The organism is Shouchella rhizosphaerae (assembly GCF_036700015.1).
Taxonomy (GTDB): Bacteria; Bacillota; Bacilli; order Bacillales; family Bacillaceae_D; genus Shouchella; species Shouchella rhizosphaerae.
In genome coordinates this window covers 1087031-1104832 of sequence record NZ_CP144921.1, presented here as the reverse complement: position 1 = coordinate 1104832, position 17802 = coordinate 1087031, and the positions used below count along the sequence as shown (strand labels likewise).

Sequence of the window (17802 nt, the reverse complement as noted above, 5' to 3'; positions counted from 1 at the left end):
TGATGATAGGAGAATAAACCAAAAAAATGTGCCCCCTTTTCGCAAGGGGTGCACATTTTTATTCGGCTTGTGTTTGTTTGCTGCGCTTGATAAAAAATGAAAGAACGACTGCTGCACAAGCAAAAAAGAAACCAGTGGAGAAGCTTTGTTGGGAACCGTATAGGAGCGCTTCGACCGTCTGTTCAGCGGTCGGCTCGCTAATGCCTAAATTAGCCAAATAACGTTGTTGGCCGTTTTCCATGACAGAAATAAACAAAGCGGCGCCGATTGCGCCAGCGACTTGCATAAGCGTGTTCATAATCGCTGTTCCGTGAGGGTAAAGTCTTGCCGGCAGTTGGTTAAGCCCGTTTGTATTGGTAGGCATCATAATCATGGCGACAGCAACCATTAGAATCGCCAGTTGGACAATGACGATCCAAACTGGCACACCTGGCGTTGTATAGCGGTAGCTAAACACAATCGCTGCAAGGATAATGGTGCCTGGAATTAACAGCGGCCGTGGACCAAATTTGTCAAAAAGCCGTCCCATTACCGGAGAAAGGGCACCATTGAGAAGCCCGCCTGGGAGCATAATGAGCCCAGCTGTAACAGCCGTAAATAACAATGCCCCTTGCATATAAATCGGCATAATGAGCATCATGGCGAACATTGTCATCATGACGAGCATCACGACAATAAGGCCAATTAGAAACATCGGGTAGCGGAAAACACGTATGTCTAACAGCGGCGTTTCCAATTTCAGTTGGCGCCAGCCAAAAATGCAGAGACTCGCAAAACCAATTAACAGAGTCGAATAGACGAGGGGGTCTGTAAAAGAGGCGTCCCCTTTGCCTGCCGCACTAAAGCCAAAGACAATTCCACCAAAACCGAGTGTCGAAAGGATAAACGAAACGACATCAAGTTTCGGCCGTGATGTCTCTCCGATATTGCGTAAAACTTTTACGCCAAATAGCAACGACAATAAAGAGATGGGCGTAATAAAATAAAAAAGCCAGCGCCATGACAGGCTATCGACAATGATACCAGACACAGTCGGTCCAATTGCCGGGGCAAACATAATGACAAGTCCGACCATCCCCATGGCAGCGCCTCGGCGCTCGATTGGAATAACGGCTAAAATGACGTTCGTGAGCAGGGGAATCATGAGCGCTGTCCCGACTGCCTGCGTCAACCGGCCGACAAGCAACATAGCAAATACTGGACTAAATCCAGCTATTAATGTGCCGAGTGTAAACAGCGACATCGCTGTAATAAACAATTGCCGCGTCGTAAAACGTTGCATAAAATACGCAGAGATGGGGATTAATGTGCCTATTACTAACATATAGCCTGTAACAAGCCATTGGGCTGTACTGGAAGCCACACCAAAATCGCTCATAATAGCGTTTAAGGCAACATTTAAAATGGTTTCGCTTAAGATAGCGACAAATGCCCCAGATAATAATACAGCAAGTAAAGGCAGCACTTTGACTTGTACGGTTTCCGTCGTCGCTGCCGCCGATGGTTCTTGTGAAACGTGAGCCATTTTGGAGATTCTCCTTCCTTATAAAACATACGGAACGCGTGCGTTCAGCTAAGTTATCTTACCACCTCCAATTACGAAACGCAATAGAATCGTATTTGCTCGCAAAATTAGGAAATGGTATGATGAAATGTAAGGAGTTGTTAGGAGATTTGAGGAAAGGCGGTAGCATTCATGGGGCAAAACGGGGAGCAACAACAAAAAGAGGAAGGGAAGCGCGGTCGTCCCCTTGACCTTTCGTTGAATAAAGCAATCTTAGAAGCTACACTCGACTTGTTAGCGCAGCATGGGTTTGACGCTCTCACCATTGAAGCAATCGCCCAACGGGCCAAAGTAGGAAAAGCGACGATTTACAGGCGTTGGTGTTCAAAAGTGGAGCTTGTCATTGACGCTGCTTCGTTCATGAGCCCGTACGAGACATTGTTAGAACAATTGGACAAAAGCAAAGGGCTGCGGGAGCAGTTAATTGATTTGCTCTCGACCACGTTCCAAAATGAGCATGAAACGCATCAACAGGCTATGGCGCAAATTGGCTCTGCGCTCGCCAATCACAGTGACCTAGAACAAGGGTTGCATACCCATTTTAATAGCCTGCATCGCTCTGCGGTGGAAGCGGTTATTTCTCCATTTCTAAAGGAAGGCCACCAGCTTGCAACAAAAGATTTGGATTTGCTTTCCGATGTCGGCCCTGCCTTAATGATGTACCGGGCTTGGATTATCCGCAAACCGTTTGACCGTTCCTATATAGAGCGGATTGTGGACCGGCTCATGATGCCCTTGCTTGAGGAATGGATGTAAGTAAAACAATCCGCTGGATTGCCAGCGGATTGTTTTTGCTATTTTATAGGTATTTTGTAGCCAACCACCATAAGCCGTTTGTAATCGGCGATCCACTGCCCTTCTTCCATCAGAACTGGTTGAAGGGCGATTTCTGTTTTGGCGATAATCGCTTGTTTGTCCTGTTCATCGATTTCGTTAAAGAAAGGATTTGCAAACATTTCAAGCCAATTGCGGAAGCCGTCTGCTCCTTCTAAAGGGGTGGGCCGTTCATAAAGCCGGGCAAATGAAACGGAAAAGCCTGTTTTCTCCATTAAAGAAGTATATTCCCCAATGGAAGGGAAATACCAAGGGAATTGCTTGCTCGAATATGGATATCCTGCCTGCTTAATTTGAGCAACCAATTCCGTTGTGATCGTTTCAACGTTCCCTTTGCCGCCGAATTCGGCGACAAAACGCCCTCCTGGTTTTAGTGCCCTCCATATGCTTTTTAATGCGGCTTCCGCGTCTAATACCCAATGCAAGACCGCATTGGATAAGACGGCATCGAACGTTTCAGTGAACGGCAGGTTGGTGGCATCGGCCACATCAAATAAAAGGTGTGGATATTTTGAACGGGCCTTAGCAACCATATTCGACGATTGGTCGACGCCTGTGACGACTGCCCCAAGTTTGGCCAACTCATTTGCTAAATCGCCAGTCCCTGAGCCGAGATCAAGGATGGCTTCCTTTTTTGTTGGCTGCAATAATTCGAGAAGATGGTTTCCGAATTTTGAGACAAATGCATGGCGATTATCGTACAAATTAGAGTTCCAGTGATCATTGAATGGGGATCGTTTGTTCATATCAGCATTCTCCTTTCCTTGATTATAACGAAAAAGAAAGACTAGAAAAAGCATTGTTTTGAGAATGGAGTGTGGAGGATGAATAGCATCAATAAGCTTTGACAAACTATCCTTTAAAGGAGGTTTATTGAATGAAAGCTGTCACGTACCAGGGAATGAATCATGTGGAAGTATCGACTATAAAAGCACCGGAAATCCAAGATCCAGAAGACGTCATTGTCCGCATTACGTCAACGGCGATTTGCGGCTCGGATTTGCATTTGTACCAAGGCAACATGTATACGCCAAAAGGGTTTGTTATCGGGCACGAACCAATGGGCATCGTTGAAGAAACAGGGCCAGAAGTAACGAAAGTCAAAAAGGGAGACCGAGTGGTGATCCCCTTTACAGTCGCATGCGGACATTGTCCTTATTGCCAAAACCACCAAGAAAGCCAGTGCGACCGCTCAAATCCTCATTATGATTCCGGAGGTTTATTTGGCTACTCGGAAAAATTCGGCGATTATCCAGGCGGACAAGCAGAATATTTGCGTGTCCCTTTTGGCAATTACACGCCATTTCGTTTGCCAGACGATTGCGAATTAGAGGACGAGCAAGTGTTGTTTTTATCTGATGTTCTCCCAACTGCATATTGGAGCGTAGTTCATGCAGGCGTAAAGAAAGGCGATACAGTCATTGTGCTTGGCTGCGGCCCAGTCGGCTTGATGACGCAAGCATTTGCCTGGCAACAAGGGGCAGAACGGGTCATTGCTGTCGATTATTTTGATTATCGGCTCGAAAAGGCAAGGCAAATGAATCACACGGAAACATTTGATTTTACAAAAGACAAAGACACAGGCGAAACATTAAAAGAATTGACAAAAGGCGGCGCAGACGTCGTCATTGATTGCGTTGGCATGGACGGAAAAAAGTCTCCATTAGAAATGGTGGAACAAAAATTGAAATTACAAGGCGGGACATTAGGGCCAATCCAAATCGCTACTAAGGCCGTCAAAAAATGCGGCATCGTCCAATTGACTGGCGTGTACGGTGGCAATTATAACCTCTTTCCTTTAGGCGCATTTTTTAGCCGCAATGTCACTTTAAAAATGGGACAGGCGCCTGCACGCGCCTATATGGAGACGCTGTATGAACAAATCAGCAAAGGATTGATTAATCCAACAAGCATTATCACCCATAAACTTGCTCTAAGTGATGCGCCAAAAGGGTACGATCTATTTAATAATAAGAAAGATGGCTGCATCAAAGTGGTTTTGAAGCCTTAACCAATCAATCAGTCAAATGGTGTTGCCGATAACTGCTAGGATAGCATAGGCCCTCCTAGCGGTTGTTTTTTGTCCAAAACACTTGTTATCAACAAGCAACAATATTTAACAAAAAGAACAAGAAACTTGAAAAACAATGAAACTAGCAATTGACATTGATATTGATTCTCATTATCATAATAATTGAATGGTAAATGATATTGTTTCTCATTATCTTTAAGGTGTGAAGGAAATGAATAAAAAAGCATGTGCTTTTGCGGTTTTTCTATTGCTTGCAGGTTGCCAAGGGGCCAGTTCAGAAACAGAGAACAAAGAGCCTAGTAAGGAAGGGGCTTATTCTGTCACCGACTTCGCAGAGCGAACGGTTTCCTTTGAACACCCCCCTGAGCGAATCGCTGTATTAGGAAATGGTGAGCTAGATATTGTTTATGCCTTAGGGAAGGAGGTTGTTGGAAGGCCGACGAGCGCAGAACCTGCTATTGTAGCGGAAGCAGAAGAGGCCGCGCAAGTAGGGTCGTCCCATGAAATTGACATGGAACGTTTAACGTTTGCCAATCCTGATCTAGTACTTGGTAGTTTCCCGATGAATGAGAAGGATGTCCCTGCTATAGAAGGAATGGGCGCCGATGTTCTCCTTACTAGCGCCAATTCTGTCAGCGAAATTGAACAACAAATCGAGTTGATCGGTCAAGCATTGCAAGAGCAGGAAGAAGCAGAGAAACAGATCGCGACAATTAAAGAAAAAAAGCAAGAGCTTTCTGCCAACCCTTTACATAAAAAAGATAAAGTACTGCTTGTTTATGGAGCGCCTGGTTCCAATTTAGCAGCGCTTCCAAATTCGCTAGCCGGTGACATTCTCGACATTGCAGGCGGAGAAAACGTAGCGGCGTCTTTTGAACAGTTAGATGAGTTTCCACAATATGCGGCGCTTTCGCCAGAACGGATTATGGAAGCAAATCCAGATCGGATCTTATTTATGGCCCATGGTGATCCTGCCAACGTCCAGGATGGTTTTATCAAGGAAATGGAGCAACATGCTGGCTGGTCGCAGTTGCCAGCTGTTAAAGAAGGGAAGCTTGAGCTTTTGCCTGCTGATTTATTTGGCACCAATCCTGGCACAAACATAACGGAAGCGCTTGATTATATGCGTGCGTTACTAGAAGAAGACGGTGCAGAACAGTGAGCGAGCTAGTGCTTGCTAAACGGGCTAGAAGAAGAAAAGGACTTTTGATCTCTTTGCCATTGGTTTTGCTCGTTTCGATGGCCGGTGGGCTTATGCTAGGAGCTGTGCCATTTTCGTTAGGAGACATTGGCGCCGTTTTAACAGGAGAGGGCACAGAAACAAATAGAGCGGTGATTGTGAATATTAGGTTGCCGCGCATCATAGTCGCCGCACTTGCAGGGGCATGCTTAGCGGCCTCTGGCGCGATATTGCAAGGTTTAATGAAAAATCCATTAGCCGATCCAAGCATCATTGGCGTGACAGCGGGAGGAGGGCTTGCTGCAAGCATCGCCATGGTCGCGTTGCCACAGCTAGGCTATTTGCTTCCTGGCTTTGCTTTTATCGGTGCGCTTTTAGCAACGGGAACGATTTATGTACTTGCCTGGGAAAAAGGCACTTCTCCTTTGAAGCTTATTTTAGCTGGAATTGCAGTGAATGCCTTTTTGGGAGCAATTCAAAGCGGAATTTTTATTTTATTTAGTGATAGGGTCCAGTCGATTCTTCCTTGGTTAGCAGGAGGATTTCAAGGAAGAGGTTGGTTTCATGTTGAATTTGTCCTGCCTTATGCATTAATAGGGCTGTTGTTATCGATTTTTGCAATTAGACCAATCAATTTGTTGCTGTTAGGTGATGACACGGCACGATTGCTTGGCGCGCCAGTCGAACGGTTTCGCTTGTGGCTTATTTTGCTTGCCGCTTTTTTAGCAGGAGCGGCAGTGAGCGTCGCTGGTTTGCTCAGTTTTGTCGGCCTTGTCGTTCCCCATATGGTCCGTCTTTTTATCGGCAGTGATTACCGCTATTTGCTGCCATTTTCGATTATTGGCGGAGCAGCCCTTGTTGTTTTAACAGACACTGTGGCCAGAACAGTGTTTGATCCAATCGAGCTTCCAGTCGGCATTTTGCTCGCTTGTCTCGGAGCGCCGTTTTTCCTGGTTTTGCTTAAGTACAACAAAATAACGCATTAGCGCGCGTCGTTTTAGTAAAGGAGGTGAGCATACGTGTAAGCAGAACGGCAGCGACAATGTGAAAAAAGAGGAGGAAATAAAATGGTGATTGTGGCAAACAAAACGTTGATTCGTAAAGGGGAAGGCCATAAACTCGTTAAGCGTTTTGACAAGATTGGCAAAATTGAAATGCAAAAAGGGTTTCTTGGCCTTGAAGTCCTTGTTAACGCAAAGGAAAAAGAGGTCGATGAAGTAACAATTAGCACCCGTTGGGAAACGAAAGCCGATTTTCATGCGTGGACGAAAAGCGAAGCTTTCCGTGAAGCACATTCAGGCCGAAACGCTCGCCCAGATTATATCTTAGGCAATGAAATCGAATTTTACGATGTTGAAGTAGTTCGCATGCCGATTGCACAAGCACAATAATAAAGGGGTCTTTTACCAAGCAGTACAACGACTAAGGGAGGAGAACAATGGGTATTCGACTAAGAAACATGATGTTCCTGCTAAGTATGGTCGCGCTGTTCGTGCTCGGAGCTAATTCTGACTACGCCAGTGCCGAGCTAGCAGACGGGACCTATACGATTGATTATACGGTCATGCATGCAACTGATCCTTCGGCTTCCATTGCCAATGACTACTGGGAGAAGCCAGCAACATTGCATGTTAAAAACGGTGAGATCACAGCAGAAATGAAACTAAACCATAGTTCATGGATTGTTGCATTCCAAACGCCAACAAATGGCGGTTTTGCAGATGTAGCTGTCGTTTCGGAAGATGAAGGGGCCGATACAAGAGTTGTGCAATTTCCCCTTGAAGGAATTGACGACATGACCGAAGCAAAAATCCATGTGATCGTTCCTGATATTGATTATGACCATCATTACACGATTCGCTTTGATTTTAATGAAAATAGTTTAACTGCTTTGGAAACGGCTGCATCAAGCGAAGAAGACAAAAACGAAGAAGATAAAAAAGACGATGAGCCGCTGGGAACGGCCCAATCGTCTGAAGACGAAGGCAAACGCACACACACAGACACAAGCAAACCAACGGAGGAGGACAATCCGCAAACAAACGATGCCGCACCCATTGCTTTGCTTAGCAGCCTTGCCATCGTCAGTGCTATTGTACTCCTTCGCAAACGTCTAAGACAAGTTTCGTGAAGGAGGAGAGGTAAACATGAATGTGCGAAACCGTTTGATTAATGGATTTCTTTCTCTCTTGCTTGTATTCGCTACCGTGCTGCCGACATTTGCAAACACAGCTTCGGCGGCCAGCGAGCCATTGCAAAACGGCACTTATGAAATCCCTTTTAAAGTGCTTAAAAATGGAACTGATGAGACGTCGGTCATGGATGGTTATACAAAAAAGCCAGCCACGCTTTATGTAAAAGACGGCAGCTATGAAATTGATATGACGCTTACGAATAGCAACTGGTACCAAGACTTTAAGGTCGAAGGCGCACAGCCAGAAACGATTTCCGAGGATACGGGCAAAAATGAACGCGTCGTCCGTTTTCCCGTTTCCCAATTAGATGAAAAACTTGATGCCTATGTCCACATCATTGTTACTGGCATCCCTGGATTCGAATACGACAATAAATATGATGTGCAAATTGTTTTTGACATAAATGGAATCTCCATAATTGAATTAGACGAGCCTCCAACTGTCGAAGAACCAGGCACTGAAGAACCAGGCACAGAGGAGCCAGGTACTGAAGAACCGGGAACGGAGGAGCCAGGTACTGAAGAACCGGGAACGGAGGAACCAGTCGTACTGGAAGATGGCGAGTATACGATTCCATTCGCAGCTAAGCATGCAACAGAAGACCGCGATTCGACGATGAGCCGTTATTTAGTAAATCCAGCTCAGTTGAGCGTGAAAGACGGTGTTCAAACGGTTGCCTTAACAGTGAAAGACAGCCATCAAATTACAGCGCTCCAATTTGAAGAGAATGGCACGTTTTACGATGGCGAGGTTGTCAAAGAAGACGGAGAGGCCAATACCCGTACGTATGCATATACGGTAACAGATTTGGACAAGCCAGCAAACGCAAACGTGTCGATGCGCGTTTCAATGCCAAACGGAGACGTATATGAAAATACACAAAGTTTCCGTCTGTTGTTTGATGTTGAAGGAATTGAAGCGTTGCCTGCACCTGAAGAACCAGGTATTGAGGAACCAGGAGCAGAGGAGCCAGCAACAGAAGAACCAGGAACCGACGAACCAGGAACTGAAGAGCCAGGAACTGAGGAACCGGGAGCAGAAGAACCAGGAACAGAAGAGCCAGGAACAGAAGAGCCAGGAACAGAAGAGCCAAGTGCCGAGGAACCAGGGACCGAAAAGCCAGGAACAGGCAACTCTGGAACAGCCCCTAGCGGAAAAATAGACAATCTCGCCAATGGACGTTATGAAATTGACTTTACCTTTTTGAAAGATGGCACAGAGGACGTCTCGGTTATGGATGGCTACACGGAAAAACCAGCGACTTTGTACGTGAAGGATGGCGAGTTTACTGTTGATTTAACGTTGCTTCACAGCAGTTGGTATAAGGATCTTAAGATTGCAGGGGAACGGCCTGAGGTTGTTTTAACGGACGTAGAGGCTGATAAACGTGTTGTCCGTTTCCCTGTTAGTAACCTTAACGAAAAAACGAACGCTTGGGTGCACATTGTCGTCAAAGACATTCCAGGATTTGAGTATGACAATGAGTACAACACACAACTGGCATTTGACGTCGATTCGATTAAGTTGATTGAGAAGGATCCGGATCCTGAGTTGCCAGGAAGCCCAGATCCTGGAGAGGGACAAAATGGAAATAACGGTGGAAATACTGGCAATCATGGAGGAAACAATCACAACGGCGGAAACGGCAGAAATCCTGGCGGCAATGGCGGCAATGGAGGAAACAATGGAAACGAACCGCCTGTTGACGTTAACCAGTTAGAAGATGGTCGTTACGAAGTGGATTTCGCTGTTTACAAAGACGGCACTGAAGACATTTCAGTGATGGATGGCTATACGGAGAAGCCGGCGACCGTTTATGTGAAAGACGGCGAGTATACCGTTGATCTCACATTGACACATAGCGACTGGTATAACGATTTAAAGATTGAAGGCGAGCGCCCTGAAGTGGTTTCTGAAGATGAAGCAGCTAGGAAACGCGTAGTCCGTTTTGAAACAGACTCATTAGAAACACGCGTCAACGCATGGGTGCATGTCATTGTTCCTGATATTGGTTATGACAATAAATACGATGTGCAAATTGCGTTTGACACAGCTAGCCTTAACCTGATTGAAAAAGGGGAAACACCCCCTCCAGCCACAGAGCCAACAAAAAAAGGCAATAACGGCAATGATAACAATACGGGCAATGTTGGTCAAAACGGCAAAGGGCCGAATGGGGAAAACCTTGATTATAAGCGGGGCCAACTAAAAGATGAGAATGGGCTAAAGCAATTAAGCGGTGATTATGTTGCCAATGCCAAAACGGGCGATATGGCGATGATTGGTTTGTATGCGGCCTTGCTCGTCGCATCAAGTATCTATTTTATTTGGAAACGCCGCAACAAGCGGTTTTCAGCCAATTAATGAAAAGCCCTGGCCGCTTGTTTGGCCAGGGCTTTTAAAAAGGAGCTTGTTTGCAATGAAACTGAGAACACCTGTTGGTATAGCGGCAGCAGCCGTGATGCTTGCATCGTGTCAGCCAGCAAGTGAAGGGGCTACTGGGAAAAAAGCAGAGGAGGGAGTCGAACCATTAGACGAGCAGCCAGCTCGGATCGTGGCGACGACTGTCTCTGCAACAGAATTAGCTGACGCTCTTAACTTGGAGCTTGTCGGCATTCCGACTAGCTACAAGGAGCTGCCGGAACGTTATGAGAATGTCACGGAAATTGGCAATCCAATGAGCCCAGATATGGAACAAATTCGCAGTTTGGACGCTGATGTCGTTTGGAGTGTGACAACGCTAGAGGCTGACTTGGAAGAGCCGTTTGCTCAAGCTGGTATTGACGCTAAGTTTTTGAACTTTCAAAGCGTGGAAGCGATGAGTGAAGAAATCTTGGAAATGGGCGAGGCCTATCAACGAGAAGAACAAGCCAATCGTCTCGTCGCTCGTTTTAATGAACGGATTAGCGAGCTGCAAAAACAGACAAAGGACGCGGATTCGCCGTCCGTATTGATTTTAATGGGCGTGCCAGGAAGTTATTTGGTCGCGACTGAGCATTCTTACATTGGCGACCTTGTCCGTCTTGCAGGCGGGGAAAATATTGTTCAAGGAGAAGAGGAGGCTGAGTATTTAGCGTCCAATACGGAATATTTGCAACAGGCCAATCCAGATGTGATTTTGCGAGCTGCCCATGGGATGCCAGAGGAAGTCGTTGAAATGTTTGATGAGGAATTTAAAACCAATGACATTTGGAAACATTTTAACGCTGTCAAAAATGGGCGCGTTTATGATTTAGAAGAGCTGTTGTTTGGGACGACTGGCAATATCGCTGTAGTTGAAGCGTTAGATGAACTAGAAGCGATGCTCTATCCAGAGGCGGGCGATTAAATGAAAAAGACGGTTGTGTTTATTAGTCTTGCTGGATTGCTACTAGGCTTGTTGTACTGGTCGGTGATGAGCGGCAGCATTCGTGTGCCCTTTTCACAGCTTGTGCACGGGGTTATTAGCAAAGCAGATGAAGAAGTCAATGTCATTTATGATCTCCGCTTTCCGCGTATCATTATCGCCAGTTTTGCCGGTGCTGCTTTAGCGGTTGCTGGCGCGTTGTTGCAAGCTGTCATGCGCAACCCGATTGCCGACCCGAGTATTATCGGCATTTCGTCAGGAGCTAATTTTACGGCGTTATTAGCGGTTACGATCTTCCCGCAACTGTTTTATTATATGCCACTGTTTGCCTTTCTTGGCGGCATGATCGCCTGTGGCCTCGTTTACTCATTATCTTGGAAAGACGGTTTACATCCTTTAAAGCTCGTATTGATTGGCGTGGCTATCCACGCAACGTTTAGCGGTCTTGCCGAAGCATTTAATTACAGAGGCAGCTATTCGGTGACAAGCATATCAGCAGCCACGACGTCGACATTGTCGATGAAAACATGGGCAGACGCCAACGTTATGCTGTTTTATGGCGGGGTGGCGATTGTGCTCTCCCTTTGCCTGTATTCGATATGCAATTTATTAGTTTTAAATGATCGCACAGCAAGCAGCCTCGGCATGCGTGTCATTCCTGCAAGGCTTCTTGTTTCGTTTGCAGCGGTGGTGCTTGCGTCGACGGCGACGGCGATTGCTGGTGTGATTGCCTTTTTAGGGCTGCTTGTGCCCCATATTGGTCGGCAGTTGGTTGGGTCTGATTATAAAATGCTGTTGCCATTTTGCGCATTGGCTGGCGCAAGTCTTTTGCTCGCAGCTGACACGATTGGGCGCCTTCTCCTTGCACCGAATGAGATTCCTGCATCGATTCTCATGTCGATCATTGGCGGCCCATTCCTGATTTTCTTGTTGAGAAAGAGGGAGCAAATGAATGGACATTCGTAATTTATCGTTTTCTTATCGTCATCATGAAAAGACAATCAATCACATTAATGCCGCGATCCGCCCAGGGACTATTACTACAATCATTGGCCCCAATGGCTCTGGAAAGTCGACATTGCTCTCCTTGCTAGCAAATCGCCTGACTCCTATAAAAGGCGAAGTCGTAGTAGACGGCAAGACGCTTTCTTCTTACCGGGCGAAAGAATTGGCTCGACATTTGGCGGTTGTCTACCAGCAAAATGAAGCACCGGCTGACATTACAGTCAAAAAATTAGTCGCGTATGGGCGCTTTCCTTATCGGAAACGATTTTCCAACTGGAAAGAAGAGGACGAGCTTGCGGTAAATGAAGCGCTTGAAGCGACTAAATTAGAAAACAAGGCCCATTTGCCGTTGTTGTCTCTTTCTGGAGGCGAGCAACAGCGCGCTTGGATTGCGTTAGCGCTTGCACAAAAAACAAACATCCTGCTTTTAGACGAACCGACTACGTACCTTGATTTGTACCATCAGTTAGAAGTATTGGAACTTGTGCGCTCACTAAATCGGTTAAAAAAGACAACAATTGTGATGGTGCTCCATGATTTAAACCAAGCCATTCAATACAGCGATGAGCTCATCGTTATGCAGGCAGGAAGCATTGTCAAAGCTGGCTTGCCAAGAGAAGTGGTGACGGAAGAAATGGTAGAAAACATTTATGGCGTTCGTGCTGTTTTGCGCGATGACGCGGAAGCGGGCCTCGTATTGTTGCCAGTTGGTATTTAGAAAGGGGGGAGGGGATTGAAACAAGCCATTAGCAAAGTCATATCTTTCTTGTTCGCATGCGTGTTTGTTTATGCTTGCGCCAATTTGATTCAAATCGGTTATGATTACTGGAACAATCGTACAGTATTGGCGGAAGCCCAACAGCTGTACGAAAGGAGCAATCGCCCAACCGCTAGACAAGGCAAAGAGGGCACTGCCTTACAGGATTTGCAGCAATCGGCTTTTTCAGGTTTGCACGCGATCAACGATGACATAGTCGGCTGGATTTTTATTGGCAGGACCAATATTGATTATCCAGTCTTGCAAGGGCACGATAATGAATATTACTTAAACCGCAACTATAAAGGCGAGGAAACACGAGCAGGCAGTATTTTTATGGATTACCGCAATCACATTGGGGGAGAGGAGCGGAACCGGATCTTATACGGGCATCGCATGAAAGATTCGTCTATGTTCAGCGACCTTACTGCCTTTACGGACCAGTCTTTTTTTTATAACCAGCCAGACATGTTTTATGACACAACAGACGCGCAGTATGATATTGAAGTCTTTTCTGTTTACCAAACGAAAACAGATTTTTATTATATAGAAACCGATTTTCAATCAGATGATGCGTACGAAGCTTTTTTAACCGATATTCAAGAACGCTCGCTTTTTCAAGCTGAAACAGAGGTAACTGTAAACGATCAAATTATTACCCTTTCCACATGCGATTATCGCCTTCACCCAACAGAAGGAAGGCTCGTTGTCCATGGCAAATTGATTGAACGCAGCAGCGATTGATCGGGGACAAAAACTTAGAAATGAATTTAAATAAAGAGACGGGCGCTGGCAAAAATGCTGGCGTTTTTTTACAGGTAGTGATGTCTAATGTAAATAACCGCTTTAAGACAATGAGGAGCAATTGCGACATTTTTACACGGTTTATTAATCGTATCTTAACATATATTCGTTATAATAATATATTAAGTATAAAATGGAGCGGTCTCGTGCCTTGTTTGCCACTAAGCAGAAACATGCAGACAAAACAGCTACATTTCATTCGCCTTTGGTCAATTACCCATGTTTTCTAATGAAATTGAGCCAATTGTAAATACTACCGAGAAAGGTGGCTTGAAAGAAGGCGATGTGATGATGAAAAGGCTAAACGAAGCTGTAATGCGTATAAATGTCATTAAATGAACGTCAATCCACGAATCAATTGCGGAGGTGAATCCCTTATATAAGGGAATTGATTGGACATAGGCATAATGATTAATTTGATCGGCGTAGCGGTTTTAATTGCGCTCACTGCGTTTTTCGTTGCGTCTGAATTTGCGATTGTAAAAATACGAAGTACACAACTTGAACCCCATATTGAGGGCGGCAGCAAACGCGCGTTAGCAGCGAAAAAAGTTGTTACCCACTTGGACGAGTATTTATCTGCCTGCCAATTAGGAATCACGATTACGGCCCTCGGGATCGGTCGTTTGGCAGAGCCGACATTTGAGCGGTTGCTCCATCCTGTCATTGGCTCCTTTGCGATTAGCGATGCGTTAGTAACGACGATTTCGTTTCTTATCTCTTTTCTATTTGCAACGTTTTTGCATGTTGTCATTGGTGAACTTGCTCCGAAGACGATTGCGATTCAACGAGCAGAACAGGTGACGCTATGGATCGCCCGGCCGCTCATCTGGTTCTATCTCTTGCTCTACCCATTTATATGGCTTTTGAACGGTTCTGCCCGTCTGATCGTGAAAGCTTTTGGATTCCAGCCAATGAGTGAACATGAAGTAACGCATAGTGAAGAAGAGCTGCGCTTGATCTTGTCAGAAAGCTACAAAGGCGGGGAGATTAACCAAGCAGAATACAATTATGTGAACAAAATTTTTGAGTTTGATGAGCGGATTGCCAAAGAAATTATGGTTCCGCGGACGGAAATGGCCACACTGACGATTGACGACGATATGGATGAAATTCTTGCGAAAATCCGCGACCAAAAATATACCCGCTATCCCGTCACAGATGGAGATAAGGACCATGTCCTCGGGATTGTCAATGTGCGAGAGCTGTTAGGAAAGCTGGCGTATGAACCAGACCATCCCTTAGATTTAAGGGAAATTATGCGTCCTGCCATTACAATTATTGAGTCCGTTCCTATCCGCGACATTCTGGTGGAAATGCAGAAAAACCAGAGCCACATGGCGATCCTTTTTGATGAATACGGTGGCACGGCTGGTTTGGTCACAATGGAGGACATCATTGAAGAAATCGTCGGCGAAATCAATGATGAATTTGATATTGAAGAAGAACCGCATATTCAAAAAATTGCCGAGCACCACTACCGGATTAGCGGGCAGACACTCATTGGCGAATTGAATGAGTTGCTCCATATTGATATGGACGATGAAGACGCAGACACAATTGGCGGCTGGATGCTCACGCAAAAATACGATCTTCAAGAAGAAGAAACGCTCACCTATGGCAAGTATACGTTTAAAGTCAATTCGTTTGAAGGCTACCAAATCAACACGGTTGATGTGTTTTTAACGCCTAAAGAAGCGATGGAAGTCGAATAGCAAAAACCCCTTCTCTTTTAAAAGAGAAGGGGTTTTTCACGTTTAACCTTCCAGCCATGCGTGAACTAGATCCTCGTGTTTTTCGATCCATTCCGCTACGGCCCCGTCAATATCATCCTCATACTGTTGTTGCAGCGTAAGAAGTTCAGACAGCGTTTCCTCTGTAAAATGGCAATTATTTAGCCATTGAATAAGATCTGGCTCGTCTTCTGCCAAACCATTGCGAGCCATATAGTAAATATCATCTTCTTCGCCATAAACACGATCTGGGTCATCCAGAAACTTTAAATCGTAAGATCCAAATGTCCAATGAGGGCTCCAAAGAGTGACGACAATCGGTTCCTCGTTTTTGTAACGGGCATCTAGCTCGGCAATCATGGCTTGTTCAGAAGAGGATTGTAAAGTAAACTCTTCCAAGCCGTAATGGTCCATGACTTCGTCTTGCGTCAATTGCATTAACGCCGAGCCTGGATCAATCCCTGTGATTGTTCCCTTTAGCTCGTCGAAATAGCCAGCTAAGTCCCCAATTGTTTCCACATCATCCATATACGAAGGGACAGCCAGCCCTAAGGTTGTCCCTTCGTACAGGACGCCATCAGCCTGTACGTCTATTTCTTCTGAATCGAGTGAGACATATGCTTGGTCAGTGAAAGGGAGCCAAGTATTAAAGCCGATATCGATATCGCCGTTTTCGACTCCATTAAAAAGCATTGCTTTCTCCACAAGAGAAAGTTCCACTTGATAACCTTGGTCCTCTAAAAGCGTTTTCCATAAATGGGCAAAAGCAATTGACTCGGCGTAATTGTTGTGGCCAATTGTAATCGTTTGTTCATTGCTGGCACAGCCGCCAAGTGTCAAAGCGGCCAAAAGAATTCCCGTTATGCTTGTTATTTTGTTCACAACATTCCTCCTGAAATAAAATAAGGTACAGGCTTAGTATACAAAAAGGCGCGAAAAATTGCTTACGAACGTGAGTCCGCCTCAGCCTGTTGTTTGACTTCTTCCACAAACGATCGGTATCCCTCTTGGTTTCCTGTGGTGTTCGCTATTTTTTCCAGGCTGTCAAGAAAATGGCTTCTCGTATAATTGAACGTGAAAGGAGCGCGATAGCCTTTTGCGACCATAAGAGCGAATTCCCAAGAAATTTGATAATAAGAAGAGTCGATTGACTCGACAAGAAGGCAAACGGCTTCAAGGACATCATTGGTGATGACAGGATCGTCTTGGGCATAAATGGTGATGTGGGAGAAGGTGAAGTACAGGTAAAATTCAAATGTTTCTTTTTTAATTATGACGCGCAGGTCATTTTTTTGATCAGTCAAGTAAGGCGTAAAACGGGTTACTTTTGAAATCGACAAAAGCAAATCCGTCAACTGGAAAATGGCATTTGAAGCTGTATCAGGATCGTCATTGCCAATCGACTTAATCGCAATTTCTTTTAGCTTGTTAATGCCAAATTCAAGGTCTTGAACTTCTGTTTTTTTTGCGCCAATGTATACCCATTGCCGTAGCTTTTCCACGTTTGCATGGTTGCTTCCCCTCTCCCAATAAGTCATCAAAGGCGTTCCTTCCAAGACAAACTCGCCGATCCGTCTTTCAAATCGAATGATGAGATCGTTTTTTTGTGCATACCGTACGAGGTTTTTGTAATTGACAATTTGAATGTAGCCTGACTTGGCTGCACAAACAGTAATCGCCTCCTTGTTGCAAAGATCATTCGGAGATCCATTCGGTTCCCGTGTCCTGTAAGGCTCCAAATCTTTTCCAAGTGTCTCTAGTATTTGGTTTTTCGATTCGCATTTCATATTGAACATAATATTCGAGACTTGCATCCATTTAACAGAGTGGTTAATGAAATAAATAAAGGCAGCAACAGCACTCAACATAAACAGAACCGTCATCGTCGGAATCGCAAAGTAATAATTGGTCACTTGCTGATCAAGCAGAAAAAACGAAAAAAGAATAAATACAAACACCAAATTAAAAATCCCCATTACATGTTGGGTACGCTTATCAGAAATAAACGTTGTCAGCATCCGCGGTGTAAACTGCCCAGAAAAATTCGTCAGGACAACTAAAATCGAGTTTAATGTAAATGCATTTAGCGTAATGATTCCAGCTACGAGTGAGCTGACGATTTGCCGCGTCAATTCATAGTCTGCCTGAAAAAAGTGGGGAACCGCTCCACCTAAAGACAGCTCCATGTCAAGCCAATAAGCAATTGCAACTAAGCAGACGCCTACGATTGCATACAACAAGCAAATGACCCAAACATTTGCTTTTATCTCGTAGCGAAATTGACGTATGGACAAATTTTTGAATTTTTTTAGCATGCGCGGAAAAAGGTGCAGAAAATGCATTTGTTTTTTC

General features: G+C 45.1%; 16 protein-coding genes. 12 read left to right on the top strand and 4 right to left on the bottom strand.

Translation table 11 applies throughout. The features are described 5' to 3' along the window. Positions 1 to 58: 58 nt before the first annotated feature. Positions 59 to 1525: an MDR family MFS transporter gene (locus V5G21_RS05765; protein ID WP_338465342.1), complete on the bottom strand. Its 1467-nt coding sequence runs from the start codon at positions 1523 to 1525 to the stop codon at positions 59 to 61. A 171-nt stretch (positions 1526 to 1696) separates the two neighbouring features. On the opposite strand from V5G21_RS05765, the gene V5G21_RS05760 reads away from it, so the two are divergent. After that, positions 1697 to 2320 carry a TetR/AcrR family transcriptional regulator gene (locus V5G21_RS05760; RefSeq protein ID WP_095236570.1) on the top strand — a complete coding sequence of 208 codons (624 nt, stop codon included), beginning with the start codon at positions 1697 to 1699 and terminating at the stop codon, positions 2318 to 2320. Positions 2321 to 2358: 38 nt separating this feature from the next. Here V5G21_RS05760 and V5G21_RS05755 read toward each other — a convergent pair whose 3' ends face one another. Beyond that, positions 2359 to 3144 (bottom strand): class I SAM-dependent methyltransferase, encoded by a 786-nt coding sequence (locus V5G21_RS05755; protein WP_095254973.1) that lies wholly within the window; start codon positions 3142 to 3144, stop codon positions 2359 to 2361. Between the two features lie 131 nt (positions 3145 to 3275). On the opposite strand from V5G21_RS05755, the gene V5G21_RS05750 reads away from it, so the two are divergent. From V5G21_RS05750 to V5G21_RS05700, 11 genes are all read left to right on the top strand, one after another. Then, the gene (locus tag V5G21_RS05750) at positions 3276 to 4409 is read left to right on the top strand and encodes a zinc-dependent alcohol dehydrogenase (protein ID WP_011248267.1); all 1134 of its coding nucleotides are present in this window, start codon (positions 3276 to 3278) and stop codon (positions 4407 to 4409) included. Between the two features lie 232 nt (positions 4410 to 4641). Next, positions 4642 to 5592 (top strand): ABC transporter substrate-binding protein, encoded by a 951-nt coding sequence (locus V5G21_RS05745; protein ID WP_011248266.1) that lies wholly within the window; start codon positions 4642 to 4644, stop codon positions 5590 to 5592. After that, complete coding sequence (locus tag V5G21_RS05740) at positions 5589 to 6596, top strand: FecCD family ABC transporter permease (protein ID WP_011248265.1); 1008 nt, start codon at positions 5589 to 5591, stop codon at positions 6594 to 6596. Before V5G21_RS05745 ends, V5G21_RS05740 begins: the two co-directional genes overlap by 4 nt. An 81-nt stretch (positions 6597 to 6677) precedes the next feature. Next, positions 6678 to 7001 (top strand): heme oxygenase, encoded by a 324-nt coding sequence (gene isdG, locus V5G21_RS05735; protein WP_011248264.1) that lies wholly within the window; start codon positions 6678 to 6680, stop codon positions 6999 to 7001. A gap of 47 nt (positions 7002 to 7048) precedes the next feature. Then, on the top strand, positions 7049 to 7741 hold the full coding sequence (gene isdC / locus V5G21_RS05730; protein ID WP_063609804.1) for a heme uptake protein IsdC: 693 nt from the start codon (positions 7049 to 7051) through the stop codon (positions 7739 to 7741). 16 nt (positions 7742 to 7757) lie between these two features. Next, the gene (locus V5G21_RS05725; RefSeq protein ID WP_095294027.1) at positions 7758 to 10169 is read left to right on the top strand and encodes an NEAT domain-containing protein; all 2412 of its coding nucleotides are present in this window, start codon (positions 7758 to 7760) and stop codon (positions 10167 to 10169) included. A gap of 55 nt (positions 10170 to 10224) precedes the next feature. After that, positions 10225 to 11133: a heme ABC transporter substrate-binding protein IsdE gene (gene isdE / locus V5G21_RS05720; protein WP_095254970.1), complete on the top strand. Its 909-nt coding sequence runs from the start codon at positions 10225 to 10227 to the stop codon at positions 11131 to 11133. Continuing rightward, on the top strand, positions 11134 to 12117 hold the full coding sequence (locus V5G21_RS05715; protein ID WP_094425521.1) for a FecCD family ABC transporter permease: 984 nt from the start codon (positions 11134 to 11136) through the stop codon (positions 12115 to 12117). It begins immediately after the preceding gene. Further along, positions 12104 to 12874, top strand: coding sequence for an ABC transporter ATP-binding protein (locus V5G21_RS05710; RefSeq protein WP_011248259.1), 771 nt, complete (start codon positions 12104 to 12106; stop codon positions 12872 to 12874). Before V5G21_RS05715 ends, V5G21_RS05710 begins: the two co-directional genes overlap by 14 nt. 15 nt (positions 12875 to 12889) lie before the next feature. Continuing rightward, positions 12890 to 13657, top strand: coding sequence for a class B sortase (gene srtB, locus V5G21_RS05705; RefSeq protein WP_095294029.1), 768 nt, complete (start codon positions 12890 to 12892; stop codon positions 13655 to 13657). A 467-nt stretch (positions 13658 to 14124) separates the two neighbouring features. After that, positions 14125 to 15432: a hemolysin family protein gene (locus V5G21_RS05700; RefSeq protein WP_053856836.1), complete on the top strand. Its 1308-nt coding sequence runs from the start codon at positions 14125 to 14127 to the stop codon at positions 15430 to 15432. Positions 15433 to 15474: 42 nt separating this feature from the next. Here V5G21_RS05700 and V5G21_RS05695 read toward each other — a convergent pair whose 3' ends face one another. Further along, positions 15475 to 16332, bottom strand: a complete 858-nt coding sequence (locus tag V5G21_RS05695; protein WP_220557555.1) for a glycine betaine ABC transporter substrate-binding protein — start codon at positions 16330 to 16332, stop codon at positions 15475 to 15477. Between the two features lie 62 nt (positions 16333 to 16394). Then, positions 16395 to 17792 (bottom strand): DUF2254 domain-containing protein, encoded by a 1398-nt coding sequence (locus V5G21_RS05690; RefSeq protein WP_338465341.1) that lies wholly within the window; start codon positions 17790 to 17792, stop codon positions 16395 to 16397. Between the last annotated feature and the right edge of the window lie 10 nt (positions 17793 to 17802).

Excerpts from the sequence above, each read along its gene's own strand:
- isdC (WP_063609804.1), top strand. The coding sequence starts at position 7,049 with ATGGGTATTCGACTAAGAAACATGATGTTCCTGCTAAGTATGGTCGCG.
- isdE (WP_095254970.1), top strand. The coding sequence starts at position 10,225 with ATGAAACTGAGAACACCTGTTGGTATAGCGGCAGCAGCCGTGATGCTT.
- V5G21_RS05690 (WP_338465341.1), bottom strand. The coding sequence starts at position 17,792 with ATGCATTTTCTGCACCTTTTTCCGCGCATGCTAAAAAAATTCAAAAAT.
- V5G21_RS05745 (WP_011248266.1), top strand. The coding sequence starts at position 4,642 with ATGAATAAAAAAGCATGTGCTTTTGCGGTTTTTCTATTGCTTGCAGGT.
- V5G21_RS05725 (WP_095294027.1), top strand. The coding sequence starts at position 7,758 with ATGAATGTGCGAAACCGTTTGATTAATGGATTTCTTTCTCTCTTGCTT.
- isdG (WP_011248264.1), top strand. The coding sequence starts at position 6,678 with ATGGTGATTGTGGCAAACAAAACGTTGATTCGTAAAGGGGAAGGCCAT.
- V5G21_RS05760 (WP_095236570.1), top strand. The coding sequence starts at position 1,697 with ATGGGGCAAAACGGGGAGCAACAACAAAAAGAGGAAGGGAAGCGCGGT.
- V5G21_RS05755 (WP_095254973.1), bottom strand. The coding sequence starts at position 3,144 with ATGAACAAACGATCCCCATTCAATGATCACTGGAACTCTAATTTGTAC.
- V5G21_RS05710 (WP_011248259.1), top strand. The coding sequence starts at position 12,104 with ATGGACATTCGTAATTTATCGTTTTCTTATCGTCATCATGAAAAGACA.
- V5G21_RS05750 (WP_011248267.1), top strand. The coding sequence starts at position 3,276 with ATGAAAGCTGTCACGTACCAGGGAATGAATCATGTGGAAGTATCGACT.
- V5G21_RS05700 (WP_053856836.1), top strand. The coding sequence starts at position 14,125 with ATGATTAATTTGATCGGCGTAGCGGTTTTAATTGCGCTCACTGCGTTT.
- V5G21_RS05765 (WP_338465342.1), bottom strand. The coding sequence starts at position 1,525 with ATGGCTCACGTTTCACAAGAACCATCGGCGGCAGCGACGACGGAAACC.
- V5G21_RS05715 (WP_094425521.1), top strand. The coding sequence starts at position 11,134 with ATGAAAAAGACGGTTGTGTTTATTAGTCTTGCTGGATTGCTACTAGGC.